Annotated in this window: 10 protein-coding genes; 5 read left to right on the forward strand and 5 right to left on the reverse strand. The window is 56.9% G+C overall.

The features are described from left to right. The 3 genes from PLH32_13980 to PLH32_13990 all read left to right on the forward strand — a co-directional run. A partial coding sequence (locus tag PLH32_13980) for a T9SS type A sorting domain-containing protein (GenBank protein HQJ65717.1) occupies positions 1-1,548 on the forward strand: 1,548 nt, incomplete at its 5' end. A gap of 130 nt (positions 1,549-1,678) precedes the next feature. Further along, positions 1,679-3,394 (forward strand): endo-1,4-beta-xylanase, encoded by a 1,716-nt coding sequence (locus PLH32_13985; protein HQJ65718.1) that lies wholly within the window; start codon positions 1,679-1,681, stop codon positions 3,392-3,394. A 47-nt stretch (positions 3,395-3,441) separates the two neighbouring features. After that, positions 3,442-5,289, forward strand: coding sequence for a right-handed parallel beta-helix repeat-containing protein (locus tag PLH32_13990; GenBank protein HQJ65719.1), 1,848 nt, complete (start codon positions 3,442-3,444; stop codon positions 5,287-5,289). Between the two features lie 559 nt (positions 5,290-5,848). Here PLH32_13990 and PLH32_13995 read toward each other — a convergent pair. From PLH32_13995 to PLH32_14015, 5 genes are all read right to left on the reverse strand, one after another. Then, positions 5,849-6,379, reverse strand: a complete 531-nt coding sequence (locus tag PLH32_13995) for a hypothetical protein (GenBank protein ID HQJ65720.1) — start codon at positions 6,377-6,379, stop codon at positions 5,849-5,851. A 261-nt stretch (positions 6,380-6,640) separates the two neighbouring features. Next, entirely contained in the window at positions 6,641-7,957 is a 1,317-nt protein-coding gene (xylA, locus tag PLH32_14000; protein ID HQJ65721.1) for a xylose isomerase, read from the reverse strand. A gap of 195 nt (positions 7,958-8,152) precedes the next feature. Beyond that, the gene (locus PLH32_14005; protein ID HQJ65722.1) at positions 8,153-10,699 is read right to left on the reverse strand and encodes a DUF5916 domain-containing protein; all 2,547 of its coding nucleotides are present in this window, start codon (positions 10,697-10,699) and stop codon (positions 8,153-8,155) included. A 209-nt stretch (positions 10,700-10,908) separates the two neighbouring features. Beyond that, positions 10,909-12,921 carry a sialate O-acetylesterase gene (locus tag PLH32_14010; protein HQJ65723.1) on the reverse strand — a complete coding sequence of 671 codons (2,013 nt, stop codon included), beginning with the start codon at positions 12,919-12,921 and terminating at the stop codon, positions 10,909-10,911. A gap of 51 nt (positions 12,922-12,972) precedes the next feature. Next, complete coding sequence (locus tag PLH32_14015) at positions 12,973-13,821, reverse strand: neutral zinc metallopeptidase (protein ID HQJ65724.1); 849 nt, start codon at positions 13,819-13,821, stop codon at positions 12,973-12,975. A gap of 214 nt (positions 13,822-14,035) precedes the next feature. On the opposite strand from PLH32_14015, the gene PLH32_14020 reads away from it, so the two are divergent. Then, positions 14,036-14,959 carry an ATP-binding cassette domain-containing protein gene (locus tag PLH32_14020; protein ID HQJ65725.1) on the forward strand — a complete coding sequence of 308 codons (924 nt, stop codon included), beginning with the start codon at positions 14,036-14,038 and terminating at the stop codon, positions 14,957-14,959. Continuing rightward, positions 14,952-16,238: an ABC transporter permease gene (locus PLH32_14025; GenBank protein HQJ65726.1), complete on the forward strand. Its 1,287-nt coding sequence runs from the start codon at positions 14,952-14,954 to the stop codon at positions 16,236-16,238. Before PLH32_14020 ends, PLH32_14025 begins: the two co-directional genes overlap by 8 nt. The last annotated feature ends 2 nt before the right edge of the window (positions 16,239-16,240 follow it).

Raw genomic sequence — 16,240 nt, forward strand, 5'->3', positions numbered from 1 at the left:
TATGCCCTGACCTATCTCGACAGCGCCACGCTCAGCTCGCAGTATACCGATTCGGCCCTCTGGGTCAGCACCAAAAAGCACTATGGCTATGAGTTCTGCCCGCGCACCGGCACCGGCACCATCGCCAACGGCGCCTGGGGCGTCGGCACCATGGGCATCATCAAAAACGGCAACTGGAACAGCACCAACTCCAACGGCGGTCCGGCCCTGGCTTCGATCAAGCAGGCTCCGACCAACGCCATCATGGAGGCCGGCCTCTATAACTGGGCCATCTCGGTCCAGCCCCTGCCCAACGGCGACAATGAAGTCCGCTGGTACCTGGTCGAGCAGAACAACAAGTACTGGTTCGGCGGCACGGTCATCGACACCTCCGGCGTCACCACCAAGTTCAACGGCATCTGCTTCGGCTTCAATAACGATCTCGAAGCCACGCAGGTCAACCTCATGGCCGTCCAGGTCGATATGGGCGAGCCCATCACCGTCCCCGAAGCGCCCTGGGAACCCTATTACGTCTCCAACTGGGGATTCATCGGTGGATATATAGGCGGCTGGAAATACACCCCCGGCGAGTTTGATGGTGATGTGACCATCTCCGGCACTGCCCCATCGGCTTCCTGGACCGCCATCGAGGGCGCCTTCGATACCCCGGTAACGCCCAAGACCGATAAAGCCCTCAAGATCACCGGTAAGCTCACGCTTGAGGGTGGCGGCTTTGAATCGGCGGGCAGTCTGCGGTTCGGTCTGATGGATGCAACTGCTTCCGGCAGTATTATCAACAAAAATCCCGATTCCACACGCTGGTCCGGTGCTGATCCCAAGCATAACGGCTATCTCTTCATCCCCGTAAGCGGCACCAACGCTGTGACCGACTGGAGTGGGATCAGCCAGAAAGGCAGCTATGGAGCGGTCGTCAACGATTTCTGGCACAAAACCAGCGGGGCCAACAACTACGTCCTCGGCAGCGTCCTGCAGAATCCTGCAACCGCTGTGGGCGGTGCCGGGACCTATGATTTTGCAATCTCAGTCCAGCCGCTGGGCAATGGCACGCAAGAGATCCGCGTCAAGCTGATCAAGAGCGACAATACCTATGCCTGGGCCGCGAAGACGATCGATTTCCACGCCCCCAACGTCACCACCAAGTTCAACGCACTCGATTTCGCGCTCAAGTCTGCCACAGCCACCTCGATGAAGCTCGAAGAGGTTCAGATCGACCTGGGTGCTCCTATCGAACTGCCGGATTGGGTGGTCGCGGTGGAAATGCCGCGGGTCACTGCGGTGATTCCGGACGAGTTTGCACTCGGCCAGAACTACCCGAACCCCTTCAATCCAACGACCACCATGGAACTCTCTCTGCCAAAGAACTGCCAGGTCAAACTGGTGGTTTACGATGCATTGGGCAAGGCGGTTGCAGAATTGGTCAATGGCACGCTCAATGCGGGCGTTCACAAGATCAACTTCAATGCCGTTAACCTCCCCTCCGGCATCTACTTCTACAAGCTGACGGCAGGCGAGTTCACAAGCACCAAGAAGCTGATGCTCCTGAAATGACCACGCTGTTTTTCATCGCGGGGTCTTGCAGAGCATATCGCTTCCAATAACACACTGATCGAAAACGGCCTGTCCGGGAATCCCGGGCAGGCTGTTTTTTCAGGAGCATCGACTCAACAGGGATCTTAAAATGAACTCTTGCGTCCGCACCCACTGCTTCAGCCTGGCGGTTATCGGTTTGCTTTCCGGAACAGCGAATTTTCTGCTTGCCCAATCGGATGCCATCCAGACCGATGTCCCAGCGCTCAAAACGGTCTATGCCCATGATTTTTATATCGGCTGTTTGCTCTCCTACCGCCATGTCGGTTTTACCAGTGATCCTCAGCTCCCGGGGCAATCGGCGGTCATCGCCCCCAATGGCGGCAACCTCATCCGTTATCACATGAACAGCATGTCGCCTGGCAACAACATGAAACCTATGTATACCGTGGATATTGCAGCCAGTGCGGCGGCGTACCAGGCCGCAACGGCGGCTCAAAAAGATTCCATCGATACCCATCCAGTCATCCGTTTCAACGCCGACCTCCTTGCCCAGTTGGATTGGGCGCAACGGCAGGGATTCACCTTTCGCGGCCATACCCTGATATGGCATTCACAGACGCCGGCCGAATTGTTCCGCTCCGGCTACACCAGCAGCGGAGCACGTCTCTCCAAGGAGAAGATGACCGAGCGGATGGACCATTATATCGGCGGCGTTCTTCGTCTGATTCATAACAGCTGGCCGGGTCTGCTCAGCGCACTGGATGTCGTCAATGAGGCGGTAACCGACGCCGGTTTGGACCGAACCGACAGTGAATGGTATCTGACCTTTGGCGATAACCGCTACATTCTGAAAGCCTTTGAGCTGACACGCAAGCACACACTCACACTGGGCGAAAGCCAGATCAAACTCTATTACAACGATTATAATACCCATCTCCCTGCCAAGGCCGATGGGATTGTCCGGATATGCACGCCCATTTTCCAGTCCGGGTGGCTGGATGGCATCGGCATGCAAGAGCATGACAGCAATACCTCCCCGACCGCCGAGCAGTGGATCGCCAGTTATGACAAATTCTATCCGATCTGCACCGAAATGGCCATCACCGAACTGGACGTCACCACCGGCAGCGCTACACCCACAGCGAGGATGCTTCAGACCCAGGCCTGCCAGTACGGACAGCTTTTTAAATGTTTTGTCGAGCGTAGTTATTTCTCCGGCCGCGGCAAGATCATCAGCGTCTCCAAGGACGGCCTCAACGACCAGTACACCTTCAAAACCAACCAGTCCAGCTCGCTCTGGGACGTGAAAAACCAGTGCAAGCCAGCCTTTTACGCGGTCGCAGAGGTGGGTACTTGGTATAATGCACTCGATTCTCTGCTCGCTGTGACCGGGCTGCTACTGGCCAGCGACTATACCGAGCCAACCTGGGCGGCTTTCACGGCAGCGCGCAATACGGCGCAGACAGCCCAGTCCATGAACTACTCGGCCTCTCTTGCCGCGGCGGACAGCCTCAAGGCCGCCTTCACTTCACTGCAGAAGGCTGAAAAGGGATTGATTTGGAACATAAGTGCGATCGAATGGAGCGAAAGCGGATCTGCGGAGCAGTTCGCGCTCCATCAGAACTATCCCAATCCCTTCAATCCTTCGACGCGCGTCGATTTCATCCTTCCCGCGGTCGCGCACGTCCAACTGCGGATATTTGATTTGCTAGGCCGCGAAGTCCAGCGACCGGTAGATGCTCAGCTCGCCGCCGGACCGCACAGCGTTCAGATCAGCGCTGACAGACTGGATTCTGGAACCTATTTTTATCAGCTTGTGGCTGGATCGCTGGTTCTTACCAGACGGATGACTGTGCTCCGCTAGTAACGCCTTGACGCCGTAAAAAAAAGTGCTCGAAGAGGAGAACGGAAATGAAAAGGCTATGGCATTCAGCGTTGATTCTGACCATCTGGGGCTGTTTTTCGGCCGCCGCTTCCCAGCCCACCGGCGGGCCTTATGGGCCGATCCGACAAAACTATGCCCTGCCGGCCACATCTGGCCGGATCTTTTTTGTCGCGCCGGAGGCCCCGGCCGGGCAGAAGGGGACATCCTTGACCGTGCCCATGCGCCTGGAGGAGGCGATCGCTGCCGCCCGCACCGGGGATGCGATCATCCTCCGTGGCGGTACCTACCGCACGGGCGGCCTCAAGACTAATCAGGGGATACTCCTCCAACCCTACGCGGACGAAGTGCCGATCCTCAAGGGCACAAGGATCGCGACCGATTGGCAAGATCTTGGTAATGGCCTCTGGACCACGAAATGGACCCAGCTCTTTCCTGCCAGGCCTGCAGACTGGTGGCGCCGTAACCGTGAAGGTAAATCCACGCCACTCTGGCGGTTCAACAATGATATGGTCTTTGTGGACGGCCGGTTTCTCCAGGCGGCAAGCTGGGAGGGAGAGGTCGACGATAACCACTATTATATCGATTATGACAACCAGACAGTCTATATCTGCGCCAATCCCGCGAAACATCTCATCGAAATCACCGCCTGGGACTGCGCCCTGTTACGGACCACCGCCGGGATCAACGGCGTCCCGTCGGATGGCAAGGGCTACACCCTGCGGGGGATCACCTTCACCCAGTATGCCTATCGCGCCCTCGAAATCGAAGGCACAGAACCGGAGGGCTTGTCACCTGAGACCAACCATGGCAAGATGGTCACCGGCACCACCCTGGAGGATTGCACGATTTCCTTCTGCTCGCGGGTGGCCGGCTATTTACGCGGCGACCATTTGACCCTGCGGCGCTGCCGGGTGAGTGACACCAGCACGGAAGGAGTCTACATCATCGCTTCGAATGATGTTCTCCTTGAAAAGAATATCTTCACCCGTAATAACATCGAAATGATTACCGGCTATTACCCCGCCGCTGTTAAGATCTTCAACCAGTGTTATCGCGTTGTCTGCCGCGACAATCTGGTCACCGAACTCCCCTGGTCGAATGGCATCTGGTATGATGTTGGTAATGTGGATGGCGTGTTTGTCAACAACTGGGTTGAAGGTGTCGGCCATTCCGGCGGTTCAATACGCACCGACCAGCTCTGGCCAAGCGACAACGGCTTCTTTTTCGAGATTTCCAAAGGCGCGATCTGCGCCGGCAACCTTTTTATCAATTGCGACCACGGCCTGATGGTGCTCAATAGTCGCGATGTCCAGATATACAACAACACCTTCGTCAACAGCACGGCCTGCATCGGCCGCAACGGACGCAGCGCCCAGGGTGACCATTTCGGCTGGCACCCCAGCACGGGGCCAGATGTCGACCAGAGAGATGGCCATATCCTCGTCAATAATCTTTTCACCTCGACCGCCGGCTGGCCTCGCCCCCTGCTCTTTGTCTGGCAGCCGGCTGATCTGTGCGCACGTCTGGGCAAGCCGATGCTGAGGCAGATGAGCCACAATGTCTTCGTCCAGGAGAATCCCGAAGGCGCTACCCCGCTGGTCCTGTGGAGTCCGGCCGGCAATGCCCAGTGCCAGGACCGCTTTTTTTCTCTGGATGAGATGAAAGCGGCCTGGCCCGGATTTGCTACCGGCAGCCTCGAGTTCGAGCAGTGGGACGGTCCGCTCTTCAGAAGCCGGGAACTGCGCCGCTTTGAACCGGACCCCGCATTCCCGGGTTCGGCATCCGGAATTCAGCCGCCCGCGGCGATTCTCAGGGCGATGCGGTCGCCGCAACTGAAAATCCAGTATACCGGCGCCTGGCCGGCGGCACGATAGAACAACCGACCAGTTTGATAGAAGGGTCTCTCCCATGCCGCATCATACGATTTCTCTGCAGCACCCTTCGCCGCATCTGAGTATTTTGCTCCTGGTCGTTCTCTGGCTGGTGGGCGCAGGCCTCCTCCCCCTTCATCACCCAGCCTCTTCGTATTCCGCAGCGAAACCCGCGCCGCCTACCAGTATGCTTACAACGTTACAACCCTGAAGGGCAGCCTCGATCGCATCGCGGCACTGCGAATGCCGGTCTCAAGGTCTACGATCTCCTCGGCCAGGTGGTGACCACCCTGGTCCATGCCAGACTGACGGCGGGGCATCATGAGGTTGCATTCGATGCCGCCTCGCTTAAAACCACGAGCTATTACGATACGCTGAAGACGGGAAAGTATAGCGCGACCCGTAGGAAGACCCTACTCAAATAGGCGCACCCCGCGCCGAGCTGGGTCCAGGCCGGTTTGCCCTCCGGGACTTGCTGCGGACCTGAAAAAGAGAAGGGCGGATCAATCGATCCGCCCTTGCTGGAATAGGGACAGGTGCAAACATTTTTAACGAGGAAAACTCAGAAAGCGAAACCCATGCCGAAGAGGAGATAGCTGCGGACGGATTCTCCCTCCTCCTTCCCCATCAGGTTGACGAGGCAATACTTCAAAGAAAAATCCACTTTCATCCTGCCCTGGTCATTCGGGACCAGATAGCCTACCCCGGCGTCCATGCCGAAACGGGTTTTCGAGTTTGTAAAGTCACCGGTCTCTACAACCATCAAGTAGGGCCCGCGCGACTTACCGAGATGCAAGCCCAGGAAAGGCGTAACCAGGTCATAGGATTTCAGGGTGAAATTTCCCGACGCGCCGGGCTTGTTGCTTTCCGGGAAATAGAGGTACCGCCCCCCTACCGCGATCATCACGGCCGGAAAGGTCGTGGCAATCTTGGCGGTGACGTCGACACCCACACCCAGTTTGCTTGGGATGACCGGCTCGCCCTTGGTCCTAAAGGCATAATCGAAATTAAATGTGACGGTGTTTTGATTTTGGGCCAGAAGGAGGGTGGCCATCATGCAAACCAAAAGTACTGCCGCAAGCAATGTTCTCATAAGGGTTCCTCCAATCGCGCACTCAAAGCCCATTGCAGTGAGTTACTCATGCTCTTTCACATGCCATCGCACTCTTCACAGTGGTCCACTTGAACGACACGGCCCGACATGCCTTGAATATTCCCGGCAAAATAACCATTCCCCCTGCAAAGATCAAGAAAAAAAATAAATAAAGCATTGCAAACTAATAAACGGATTCACAGCCGTCTAGAAGAGACTGGACCATAGCTCACCCATTGCGTTTTGGATTCAGGTGGCTGATCAGATATAATCGTTGAGGATATTTTCCAGCATCTCGAGGCGGCCGCTCTTCATCACCGGCATGCCCTGTTCAAGAATGTATTTTTCCAATTCTGCAAATCCCACCTGGCCCAACATGATCCGGGCGCCAATCCCTGAATGCCAGCTGGCGTAGCGTGCTTCGACAAAGTCACTCAGCACTTTGTCCTGAATAATCTTATCCGCGATCAGCAGGCCGCGTGCGAAGGCATCCATGCCGCCGATGTGGGCGTGAAAGAGGTCGACGGGGTCGATCGAGCTGCGGCGCACATGGGCATCGAAATTAAGGCCGCCGCTGCCGAGACCGTTCTGTTTGAGGATGACCAGCATCGCCAGCGTGGTGCTATAGAGGTCGGTTGGGAATTGGTCGGTGTCCCAGCCGAGGAGAAGGTCACCGCGGTTGGCATCCACACTGCCCAGTTTCCCCGCGATGGAGGCGGTGGCGAGTTCATGCTCAAAGGTATGCCCGGCCAGCGTGGCATGGTTGGCTTCGACATTGATCTTGAAATGGTCGATGAGCCCATACTGGCGAAGGAAGGCGAGGGTGGTTGCGGTATCGGTATCGTACTGATGTTTAGTGGGTTCGCAGGGTTTGGGCTCAATGAGAAACTGCCCCTTGAAGCCGATCTCTTTGGCATAGTCGACCGCCATATGCAAGAAACGCGCCAGCTGCTCCTGCTCATGCTTCAGGTCTGTATTGAGCAGAGATTCATAGCCTTCGCGGCCGCCCCAAAAGACATAATTTTCGCCTCCGAGTGCAAGTGTGGCATCCAGGGCATTCTTGACCTGGGCGGCGGCCAGGGCGAAGACGTGGGCGTCAGGATTGGTCGAGGCCCCGGCGGTGAAAATGCGATGGCCAAAGAGATTGGCGGTTCCCCAGAGCAGTTTCACGCCGGTCTGCTTCTGCAGGGCTTTGGCGTGCTCGACTATGCTCTTCAGGTTGCGGCACGACGCCGCGAAGGTCTCGCCGGCCGGCGCGATGTCACGGTCATGAAAGCAGTAATAGTCAACACCGAGTTTGGTGAAAAACTCAAAGGCCGCATCCATGGTCTCCCTGGCGCGATCCATGGGATCAGCTGCGGTGCGCCAGAGCCGATCATAACTCGATCCGCCAAACATGTCTGTGCCATCTGCCATCATGGTGTGCCAATAGGCCACGGAGAAACGCAGATGTTCGGCCATGCTCTTGCCCGCGACCATCTGCTCCTTGTTATAGTATTTGAATGCCAGGGGATTTTTTGAATGCTTGCCCTCGAAGGGGATAGGCTGGGTGATTTCGGGGAAATACGTTTTTGCCATGGGGTTGATTCCTTAATAATGGACCAAGAGTATTCACACTGCCTGGAAGCCATCAGTTCAATTTTTTTTGAACCGATTTAAGAATACAGAATTTTACGATGAATGTCAAGAGAAAAAGAGCAGCCGTTGCCAGAACGCGGCCGGGTGGGCGCGAGTTTATTGGGTGAGCGCGGGCACGATCGGGTCGGCGCGCCCTCAGATCGCGAACCAGTAGCTCAGTTTGGCCAGAAAAAGATTGCCGCCGGACGTCGCCAGCAAACGGTTCCAGTTATAGGTCCAATCCCGACGCCCGATACTCTGGTACGAACTGCGATCGTGGCTCCAGACCAGGTACAGAGCCGATCCGGGGCGTATCTCCCAGCGAAGCACCAGATTGGAGCGGAACTCGCGGAAATTAAAATCGGGTTGTTCGAGATTATAGTCCACAATCCCGTCGCGGTTTTCATCGATCTCGATTGTCCCTGCCGCACGGTTGCTGTGCCATTCTCCGGGCGCAAGCCGCGGCGCCATCCGGTCGACCGCGGCCGCCGCCGGATCGGCCACCCTGCGGTAGGACTGATAACCGCCAAAGGAGATATAGGGGCTGCCATAATACTGGATGGTCAGGGCCGGTGAAAGGGCGTAATCCAGTCGCAGGGTCATTTCCGCGGTCCTGCGGTCAAGCGCGGCCAGTAAATACCGCGGCCGTCCCTGCCAAAGCGGCGCGCCCATGAAATGGAGCATCTCCTTCTCGTGCGAGACGCCCATTTCCGCGGTGAACTGGATCGCCTCGGTGATCTTGCAGCTGAGGCCAGGGGTGATGCCGGTGTTGGCGGAACGACCATCATCAAAACGGTGTGTATAGTAGTGGAGGGATCCCCGTAACCTGCGGCCCGGATCGGTCGAGATGCCACCATTGGCACCCCAATACCCCTGCACGTGCAACGCCGGCCCGCCGCGCAGCAGGCGAGTGTCCAGGGAACGGCCTGAGCGTTCAACTCCACCCCAGAGGCTGTAGCGGTTATTCAAAGTGAACGAGACGTCGAGATCTCCGTCGAGTGCGAGCGGTGTCCAGCCAAAATCCCACCTCTGTCCCATCCCCATTTCCACCTCATAACGGCTGAAGAAGCGTCCCGGAGCGCTCTCCACCCACGCGACTTCGATCTCTCCACCGATCTCGTCGGCTGATCGCAAGTAACCCAGGTCGTTGAGTTCGAGGGCCGGCGATTTCCAAGCGAGACCAGTACCGTAGCGCCAGTGGCCATAACTACTCTTCTTGAACTGGAGTTCGCCGCCGTACCCAGCAAGCGTCGTCCGAGTGGAATCAAAATTGAGATGCGCGGCATCGGGACGTTGGAAATAGCGCGCCGAGGCGTTTTGCAGCCGCTGCAAGGCGACGACATCGCCGCTCACCTGACTGCCGATCACTTTAAACTCAATCTGGTACTTCTTTCGAGCCAGATAGTGGCTGAAATCCATGCCGCCCGTGAAGGCGCTGCGATTCATGAAAAGCAGGTTGCGCTCGCCGATCTGACGATGAACAGCGGTCAGCATCGCACCGGCCACCGTGTTGCCTTCGTTCATCTCCTTGAGTAGCCGCCCCACCAGGTAATTGCTCAGGGGTTCCACGGTGATGCGCGAATGTTCACCGTCAGCACGGGTTAAGGTCGCATGCTCCTTTTGAGTGAGGCCTTCGATGAGGCCGACCGACAGCCCGTTACGGTCTTTTCCGGTCAACTTGGCTGCGGCAAGAATGGTGGTCATTCCCGGCTTGTCCAAATGGGCACCCTCCGCGACCGGCGGCTCGAAGGTGGGGGCGTGCCCGATGCGCCGCGAATAGAAGAGGGATTCCTCGCCCAATTGAAAATCGAACAGGATTCGGTTTTCGAGGAAAAAGGGGCGCTTTTCGCTGTAAAAAAGTTCAAAAGCGGAGAGATTGAGTTCGGAAGGGTCCGCCTCAACCTGGCCGAAATCGGGATTAAGGGTGTAGTCGACGGTAAAATTGCTCTTGATCCCGATCTTGCCGTCAAGGCCGGCGCTGCGGTTCCAATCGCGATTTTTCCCGGAAGCCGGAAGATCATCCGCAGCGAAGGTCTGCAACCGCATATAGCTGTAAGGTAGGAATTCAATTTGCCGGCTCTTCGGCAGGCCCTTGAGGCCGCGCAAATAGCCCATATCATAGAGATGCCCCGGCCCATTGCGGCGGATGAGCGTGAACTGGTCCTCCTCTTCGAGGCGGTTGATCCAGCGCCAGGCATGCAGCCCCCAGACTTGCTCGTCCTTGTGAGTATATCGCAATTGGCTGAAGGGGATGCGCATTTCGGCGGTCCAGGCGGAATCTTCCAGTGCGGTTTTGCCCTCCCAGACCGCATTCCAGCTGAAATCCCACTGGTTGTGATTCATCAGAATAAGATCGACCTGAGTACCAGCGGCGGTGAGATCGAATTCGAACCCGCTGAGGTGGCTGAGATAGCTGTCGAAGCAAAGCCCGACTACGTCACCGGCGCTCTGATCATCGCGTCGCCCGGCGCGGCGATCGATCCTGTCCGGCTCGCTGTCGAAGGCCCGAATGGCTACATAAAGATTACTGGCATCGTAGAGGATTTTCAAGGCCGTGCGCTGGCTGGGTTTACCGCCCTCGACCGGCATATACTGTACGTAGTCATCAAACCAGCTGCCTTCCCGCCAGCACGGATCGTCCAGGCGGCCATCGATGACCGGAGGCGCCGTAGCAAGGGCCTGGGTTGAGTAGCTGCGCTTCATAGCCTCCTGGGCAAGACCAGGCCGGGACAGCACTACCAGGAACATTATGGTCAGAAAAAAGGCGGGCTGGCTCTTCATACGAAAACGAATTTCCCGTAAAAGGTAAAAAGATGGTCGTAGCAGCATGCCCTTCAGGAGCAACGCTGGATGATCGGTAGCAAGATAGCCCCGCCTGCCGGAATGGCAGGCGGGCGTAGCTGCGTGCAAGATTACTTCCAGTCGTCCGTCCTGAACGAGGAAGCCGGCAGATTCTCGAGGTTAAAAAGTGAGGCAGTGGCCAAATTGCTCCAGGCATAACGGACAGCAACCGGCCGGGACACTTGCGGTGAAGAGACGACAACCCGCTTTCCGGAAAGGGTCGCCTGCGCAGGGACGAAATGCTGATCCGCACCAGCGATTTCAAAACCGGTGAGCCCCGCGCTGCCCGCTTTCAGACCGCTTCCGGTATAATCAAAGGAGAGGATGATTTTGTTTCCTTTCACCGCCATCTTTTTGTAGATCGGTCCGGAGCAAACCAGCTTGCGGCCATAATCCTTCGCCAGCGCCCAGAGGGCGAGGCGTTTGCCTACCTCCTGCTTGTTGGGGGGATGGATGCTCGGAGCCGCAATGTCAAGGGTGACCGCCATGCCGGTCCTGGGATGACGCAGGGTCAGCATCTGCGCTTCGCGCAGTTCCTGGGACCGTGTAGCCACGCCATAATCATAAGGGGCAATCTGGACGAAATAGAAGGGAAACGGCTTGCCGCCCCACTGCTGCCGCCAGCAGTCAATCATCAGCGGGAAGAGGGTGCGATATTCGCGGGGCCGGCCGGCATTGGATTCACCCTGATACCAGATGGCGCCGCGAATGGTATAGGGCACCAGTGGAGCGATCATCGCATTATAGAGAAAGGTGGGGGTGTTGGCTGAGATTTCAACCGTCACTTTAGGTCGCGAGAAAAAGTCGGCTTCAGCCACCTTCAGCTGGTAAAACCGGCTGTTCTGGTATTCGGCCACCGGGAGGAAGCGCCACTCGCCCGCTAGGGAGAGCGAACCTTCCGGATTATCTTCGGGATAGAGCTTGAGCTGATCGGCCCCACCATATAGGCCGCCACCGCCCTGGGTGTCGATGACGCGGACCGCGATCAGGTTGCGTCCAGGTCTCACGAGTTCTGATGCGACCTTGTAGATACGCTTAGCCTGCCACAGGCCGGGTTGTTCCATACCACCGATGCGTTCGCCGTTGAACCAGGCCACATCCATATCATCGATCGGGCCCAGTTCGACGACCAGGTTCCGGCCCACCCAGTCTGCCGGCACCTCGACGGTTTTGCGGAACCAGACCACACCATCGAACTGGCCCATCTCGGTGTTCTCCCAGGCGACAGGCAGCGTCATTCGGCCCCATTTGGCATCGTCAAGACCGACGGCGCAGCAGATATCATCTCCGAAATCGAGGCCGATGAAACGGTCACTTGCCGGTTTGTCGGTCACTGAAAAAGCCGGGTGGCCTTCAAGCCATTGCTGCCGCGCCTTCATCGCAGCCTGGCTCTCCGTGATCTGGTCCAGAACGCGGGCGTACTCGGGCATGGTCTTGAGGCATTCAGCGCTGGTCCAAGCTTCGGCGGGTGTGCCGCCCCAACTGGAGTGAATCAGGCCGATCGGGGTATTCAATTCTTTCTGCAGGGTCCGTCCGAAAAAGTAGGCGGTGGCGCTGAAAGATGCGGCGGTAGCGGGGGAGCAGACCTGCCACTCGCCGCGGCAGTCACTGAGCGGTGTTGCGGAGGTGGCTTTATCAACTGTAAAGAGGCGGATCTGGGGATTATCGGCCGCTGCGATTTCAGCCTCAGAATTGGCGATGGGGTCGCCGGGCGGCCAGCCGGCCAGCGGCATCTCCATATTGGACTGGCCCGAGCAAAGCCAAACCTCGCCGATCAGAATGTCCTTGAAGGTCTTGCTGCCGGAAGCGGTGGAGGCCGTCAGGGAATAGGGGCCGCCAGCTGATGGTGTCTGCAGCCTGGCCCGCCACACGCCGTCCGTGCCGGCCACTGCCGCGGCTTTGGCTCCCCAGCTCGCATTTAGGGTGATCTGTTCTCCCGGCGCAGCCTTGCCCCAGAGAGCAACCGGTTGTTTCTGCTGAAGCACCATATGATCGCCCAGCAGGGCAGGCCATTCGAGTGCTCCTGTTACAGCGGCCGTGCTAAGAAAGGCAATCATGATCAATCCATTTACGAGGTCTTTCATGAGACAACTCCCGAGTTATTATACGGCGAGAGGCCGATACGCGGCTCCCGATCAAAGAGATGAAGCTGAAAAGGTATCACCCTGCCTGATGTCACCGGTGTCCCACCCTTTTTTAAACCAGCGCTGCCGCTGTGCGGAAGTGCCATGGGTGAAAGCATCGGGGACTACATAGCCCTGGGTCATACGCTGGAGGCGGTCGTCGCCAACCGCTGCTGCGGCGTTGATCGCCTCATCCAGATCGCCCGGTTCGAGGACGTTGTTGAGTTTCTGTTCATAGTGGGCCCAGACTCCGGCGAAAAAATCGGCCTGAAGCTCTAGGCGGACGGAGTAGCGGTTATATTCCTCCTCGCTGACTCGTCCCTGAAGAGCGGAGATCTTGTCGGTGATGCCCAACAGGTTTTGCACATGATGGCCGACCTCGTGGGCGATGACGTAGGCAATGGCAAAGTCGCCGGGGGCATCGAGCTGATTTTTCAGTTCATTGCAAAACGAGAGGTCGAGGTAGAGTTTTTCATCTCCGGGGCAGTAAAACGGGCCACTGGCGCCGCTGCCATATCCGCAAGCGGACTGAACCTGACCCGAATAGAGCACTAGGGTCGGCATGCGGTACTGGCTTCCAGCCTGCTTGAACAGGGTGGACCAGACATCCTCGGTATCCTTGAGAACCACCTTGGTGTAACTGGCCAGCTGCTCCTCTTCCACCGAACGCGGCTCCGACTGCACAGAGGAAGTGGTAACCCCGCCCTCGTTTTCGCGCAGAAACTGCATGGGGTCACCACCCAGCAGCCAAACCAACAAGACGATGATCAAGGTGCCGATACCGCCGCCCATGACACGCCGCGTGGTCGTGCCGCGGCGGTCCTCGACGTTACCGCTTTCAGATCTTCCAATCCAGCGCATTAAAATCCTCCCGCATTTAACAGTTTAGGGCGAATGACGTAAAAAGTTAGGAAATACAATTGAAAAAAACAATGGATTTAGCGGGAGACCTGATTGATCCAGGGAAGCGGTCGGAAACAAGATCGAATCTGCATCGTATACAGAGCAATAATCTAATCCAGTCCCGAATGCATTTTAAACATCAAATGACGGTATGCGAAAGAAGGAGGCGCATGTGGATTTTACCGTTACGGTGTCCGATGTTTCCAAGAGCTTCGAATCGGTTCAGGCGGTCCGCCATCTTTCGCTGCAGATCCAGCCGGGGGAGATCTATGGGCTGATCGGGCCGAATGGAGCCGGCAAGACTACGACGATCCGCATGCTGCTCGGAATTCTGATGCCCGATTCGGGCCGGATCGAGCTACTGGGTAAATCCAGCGCCCGGGAGATACCGGATCAAGTGGGCTTTTTACCCGAAGAACGCGGACTCTTCAAGAGGATGGTGGTTATCGATATACTGACCTTTTTCGCTGAGCTCAAAGGGATGTCCTACAGCGCGGCCCTCCCTCTTGCCAATCACTGGCTGGAGCGGCTTGAGCTGGCGGAGTGGCGCAACAAAAAGATCGAAGAACTTTCCAAAGGCATGCAGCAGAAGGTGCAATTCATCACCACTGTTCTCCACCAGCCCCGACTGCTCTTTCTCGACGAACCCTTCAGCGGGCTTGATCCGGTGAACACCGCGCTGATCAAGGACGTCATGCTCGAACTGGTGAAAAACGGCAGTTCGATTGTACTGTCCACACACATGATGGAGCACGCCGAAAAGCTTTGCGATGCCCTGTGTCTTATCCATCACGGCCAGAGTGTTTTACAGGGCCGGCTCGTGGAGGTCAAGGCTCGTTTCGGCAAAAACCGCTGCCGGATGAGCTATGATGGTGAACCGCATTTTCTGCAGGACGACTCTCTGGTAAGCCGGTTTGACGATTACAGCCAATATGTTGAAATCCTTCCGGCGGATAATGTCAACCCTCAGGCAATATTGTCGCGGGCGGTACAAGAGGTCACGGTACGCAGTTTTGATATAACCGAACCCTCGCTCCATGAAATCTTTATCAATGTGGTCAAAGGCAGCACTACGTCAGGAGACGAAAATGAATAAAACCTGGGTTCTGATCAAACGCGAATTCCTCAGTCGGGTGAAAACCAAAGGATTCATCATCGGCACCCTGGCCCTGCCTGTGCTGGTCTTCGTGATCATGGGTGTTCAGATCGCCGTCCAGTCGATGGGAGCCAAGGAGAAGAAGACGCTCGCCCTTATGGACCTCACCGGTCGTATCGCCCCGGCCTTCATCGCCTACATGGACACCACCTATCAGGATGCCCATAAAACGCCGCTCTATTCCTTTGAGCGCATCCAAGCGTCCCCGGAGAGTCTACAGGCGGTACAGGCCCGCTACGGCCGCCGCATCCGCGAGGAAAAGATCCACGGGCTTATTATCCTCCCTGAAGACCTCTTCAATTCCAACCGTTTCGAATTGCACGCCAAGAACATCAGTAATATGGAGTTCAACAACGCCCTGGAACGTTCGCTTTCGCGGGTGATCTCGGACCTGCGCCTGCAGCAGAGCGGCATCGACCAGGAGCTGGTGCGCAAGCTGACGCGCGGTGTGGAACTCTCGACCTTCAAGGTGAGTGAGGCCGGATCCAGACAGGAGAGCAGCGAGATGGCCTTCGGCGTCAGTTATGTGATGATGTTCATTCTCTATATGGCTTTGCTCTTTTATGGACAGTTCGTCATGCGCGGGGTCTACGAGGATAAAAATTCGCGCGTGATGGAGGTGGTGCTCTCCTCAACGCGGGCGGACCAGATTATGGCGGGTAAGATCATCGGTATCGGCGGCGCCGGTCTGCTGCAGTTCCTGATCTGGGCGATCGTCATCGCCCTGGTTTCCACTTACGGCGCGATAATGATGACCCTCATATCCCCGGGAACAGAAAAACTGGCGATTCCGACCATCTCGGCATCGGTCTATCTCTTCTTTTTCCTTTTCTTCATTCTCGGCTATTTCATCTACGCCACCTTATATGCCACCCTGGGGAGTATGGTCAATGATGAGGCGGACGCCCAGAGTTTGCAGTGGCCGGTGACCTTTCTGATTATCCTCGGATTTATTTTTATGTTCTATGTTCTCAACAATCCCAACAGTACAGCCGCAGTGATCCTCTCCCTTATCCCCTTCTTCACTCCCTTGCTGATGTTCTTGCGGCTCTCGGTGGGCGCCGCGCCCTTGTGGCAGGTCTTGTTGAGCATCGTGATCATGATCGTCACCATCGCCGGGCTGATCCGGCTGACCGGCCGCATCTTCCGTGTCGGCATTCTCATGTATGGCAAAAAGCCGAATTTGCCGGAGTTGATGAAATGGATCCGGTACTCCTGACC

The organism is bacterium, assembly GCA_035419245.1.
In the GTDB taxonomy this organism is placed as follows: domain Bacteria; phylum Zhuqueibacterota; class Zhuqueibacteria; order Residuimicrobiales; family Residuimicrobiaceae; genus JAKPUX01.